Source organism: Xanthomonas sp. MUS 060 (genome assembly GCF_000963215.1).
GTDB lineage: Bacteria > Pseudomonadota > Gammaproteobacteria > Xanthomonadales > Xanthomonadaceae > Xanthomonas_A.
This window is the reverse complement of sequence record NZ_JZIM01000063.1, coordinates 1-3288: the sequence shown is the minus strand read 5'-3', so window position 1 is coordinate 3288 and position 3288 is coordinate 1. Positions and strand designations below refer to the sequence as shown.

Annotated in this window: 3 protein-coding genes; all 3 read left to right on the top strand. The window is 67.5% G+C overall.

Going from position 1 to position 3288, the window contains the following annotated elements; all coding sequences use genetic code 11:
• The first annotated feature begins 185 nt into the window (after window positions 1–185).
• Window positions 186–764, top strand: coding sequence for a hypothetical protein (locus XANALMUS060_RS16760; protein WP_045739411.1), 579 nt, complete (start codon window positions 186–188; stop codon window positions 762–764).
• Window positions 761–3115, top strand: a complete 2355-nt coding sequence (locus XANALMUS060_RS22475) for an S-layer family protein (protein ID WP_052688268.1) — start codon at window positions 761–763, stop codon at window positions 3113–3115. Before XANALMUS060_RS16760 ends, XANALMUS060_RS22475 begins: the two co-directional genes overlap by 4 nt.
• Window positions 3112–3288, top strand: a 177-nt coding sequence (locus XANALMUS060_RS22470; RefSeq protein ID WP_343122993.1) for a hemagglutinin repeat-containing protein, incomplete at its 3' end; no start/stop codon positions are given. The genes XANALMUS060_RS22475 and XANALMUS060_RS22470, both read left to right, overlap by 4 nt.

The following is a 3288-nucleotide window of genomic DNA, read 5'->3' as shown; positions in this document are numbered from 1 at the left end:
GACACGGTGTACACCACGCCGGATGGGTACCAGGTGCACCAGGCGACGATCCGGCTGACGGCGCAGACCAGCGCGTACTTCTTCGCCCGTGGCGCGCTGTACGGTGTACACCACGCCGGATGGGTACCAGGTGCACCAGGCGACGATCCGGCTGACGGCGCAGACCAGCGCGTACTTCTTCGCCCGTGGCGCGCTGTACGGACGGTGCCACCGGCGAGCGCTCGCGGCTGGACCCGCGCACGGGCACGGTGACGATCTACTACTTCGCTCGTGACGAGCACAATGTCAATCCGGACCAGACCAGCAGCGGTGCCAGCGATCCCTTCGCCGGAATGACCACCGACGAAGCCGGCGCCCCGCCGTTCCACTATGAAAGCGACACGCTGCAGTATTCCAATGCGTATGGCACCTGCACCACTAACTGCGTGCGGCTGATCGCGCAATACGCCTACACCGATCCGGATCACATCCTGAGCCATCCGCAAGGCACCGGCGGTGGCGGGCTGGAGGACAACGAGCAATACCGCATCGCCACGCGCACCACGGTGCAGGACGTACTGCAACCGGGCGCGGGTCCGGAGGCGGTGATCCACTCGGGCGGGGCGATGCACATCGTCACCGACACCCTGCACAACACCTACGCGCGCATCGCCGCCGGTGGTGACCTGAGCATCGATGGCATCACCGGCGCGGTCAGCGTGACCAACCTGGCGCAGACGCTGTACCGCACCGACAGCTTCAACAACGTGACACGGGCACGGTGACGATCTACTACTTCGCTCGTGACGAGCACAATGTCAATCCGGACCAGACCAGCAGCGGTGCCAGCGATCCCTTCGCCGGAATGACCACCGACGAAGCCGGCGCCCCGCCGTTCCACTATGAAAGCGACACGCTGCAGTATTCCAATGCGTATGGCACCTGCACCACTAACTGCGTGCGGCTGATCGCGCAATACGCCTACACCGATCCGGATCACATCCTGAGCCATCCGCAAGGCACCGGCGGTGGCGGGCTGGAGGACAACGAGCAATACCGCATCGCCACGCGCACCACGGTGCAGGACGTACTGCAACCGGGCGCGGGTCCGGAGGCGGTGATCCACTCGGGCGGGGCGATGCACATCGTCACCGACACCCTGCACAACACCTACGCGCGCATCGCCGCCGGTGGTGACCTGAGCATCGATGGCATCACCGGCGCGGTCAGCGTGACCAACCTGGCGCAGACGCTGTACCGCACCGACAGCTTCAACAACGTGACCCACGCGTACAACGGCACCCACCACGCGGCAATGGAGCAATCCATCGATCTCGGTGCAGATCGGCCAGATCGGCGGCTCGATCACCAGCGGCGGCACGCTGCACATCGACGTGGGCGATTTGAGCAACCTCAACCAGGGCCGCGCCGCGCCCAACGTGCAGGGCGCGGCGGCGCTGGCCAACCTGGGCGTGCAGGGCGCACAGGGCGCGGTCAGCGGTGGCGGCGTCGGTCCGTTGCATGGCCCGGGCGGGGTGTCCGGGAGCAGCGCGGCGCAGGCGCAATCCAGCGGCGCCCAGCGCGCCAGTACCGGCAACGCCAGCGCCATGGGCACGGTGAGCGGTCAGGGCGCGACGAGCGGCAGCGTAGCGGTCAATGCGGCGGGCGGTTCACCGGACCGCATCGTGATCAGGCGCAATCCAGCGGCGCCCAGCGCGCCAGTACCGGCAACGCCAGCGCCATGGGCACGGTGAGCGGTCAGGGCGCGACGAGCGGCAGCGTAGCGGTCAATGCGGCGGGCGGTTCACCGGACCGCATCGTGATGGGCGGGTGCGCCGGACACGCAACTGCCCAGCGCCAGCCTGTTCAACGTGCAGCCCAACGGCGGCCACGCGCTGGTGGAGACCGATCCACGCTTCACCAACTAGACACGCAACTGCCCAGCGCCAGCCTGTTCAACGTGCAGCCCAACGGCGGCCACGCGCTGGTGGAGACCGATCCACGCTTCACCAACTACCGTGTGTGGCTGAGTTCGGACGCGCAACTGCGGCAAGCAACTGGGCTACAACGCCGACACCATGCAGCAACGCCTGGGCGATGGGTACTACGAACAGAAGTTGGTGCGCGAGCAGATCGGGCAACTGACCGGGCGTCGCTTCCTGGAAGGGTATGGCAGCGACGACTGGGCTACAACGCCGACACCATGCAGCAACGCCTGGGCGATGGGTACTACGAACAGAAGTTGGTGCGCGAGCAGATCGGGCAACTGACCGGGCGTCGCTTCCTGGAAGGGTATGGCAGCGACGAAGCGCAATACCAGGCATTGCTGGATGCTGGCGCGACGGTGGGCAAGGCCTGGGGCCTGCGTCCGGGCGTGGCGTTGACGGCGGCGCAGATGGCGCAATTGACCAGCGACATCGTGTGGCTGGTGGCGAAGACGGTGACGCTGCCCGATGGCCGCACCACCACCGCGCTGGTGCCGCAGGTGTACCTGCGGCTGCATCCGGGCGATCTGGACAGCGGCGGCGCGCTGCTGGCCGGTGCCAATGTCGATGCGCACGTGAGCGGCACGTTGACCAACACCGGCACCATCGCGGGCCGTCAATTGGTGTCCTTGGATGCGGGCCGGATCGATCACCTGGGCGGCAGCATCAGCGGCAATCAAGTGGCGCTGAGCTCGGCCAGCGACATCCGCATCCAGGGCGCGAGCGTGAGCGCGGTGGATGCGTTGAGCGTGCGGGCGGCGGGCAATATCGAGGTGGCCTCCACGGTGGAGACGCTGCAAGGCGGCGGGCATCAAGAAGCGATCACGCGCGTGGCCGGGCTGTACGTGACCGGAGCCAATGGCGGCGGCGTGTTGTCGGTGGTGGGCGGTGGCGATGTGACCCTGCAGGCGGCGCAGGTGCGCAATGCCGGCACCGACGGGGTGACCCAACTGGTGGCCGGTCACGACCTGACCCTGGGCGCGCAGACGCTCACGCACACACAGTACCGACGCCACGCACGATGCACGCAACTACCAACGCAGCAGCGAGACCACGCATGCGGTGAGCAGCGTGCAAGGCGCGGGCGACGTGGTGTTGGCGGCGGGCCACGATCTGACGCTGCAAGCGGCGCAGAACCACGCATGCGGTGAGCAGCGTGCAAGGCGCGGGCGACGTGGTGTTGGCGGCGGGCCACGATCTGACGCTGCAAGCGGCGCAGATCGGCGCAGCAAAGGCGCTGGCGTTGCAGGCCGGCCACGACCTCGATAGTCAGGCGGTGGTGGACAGCACCACACAGTCGCGCAGCAGCGTGAGCAAGCGCCAC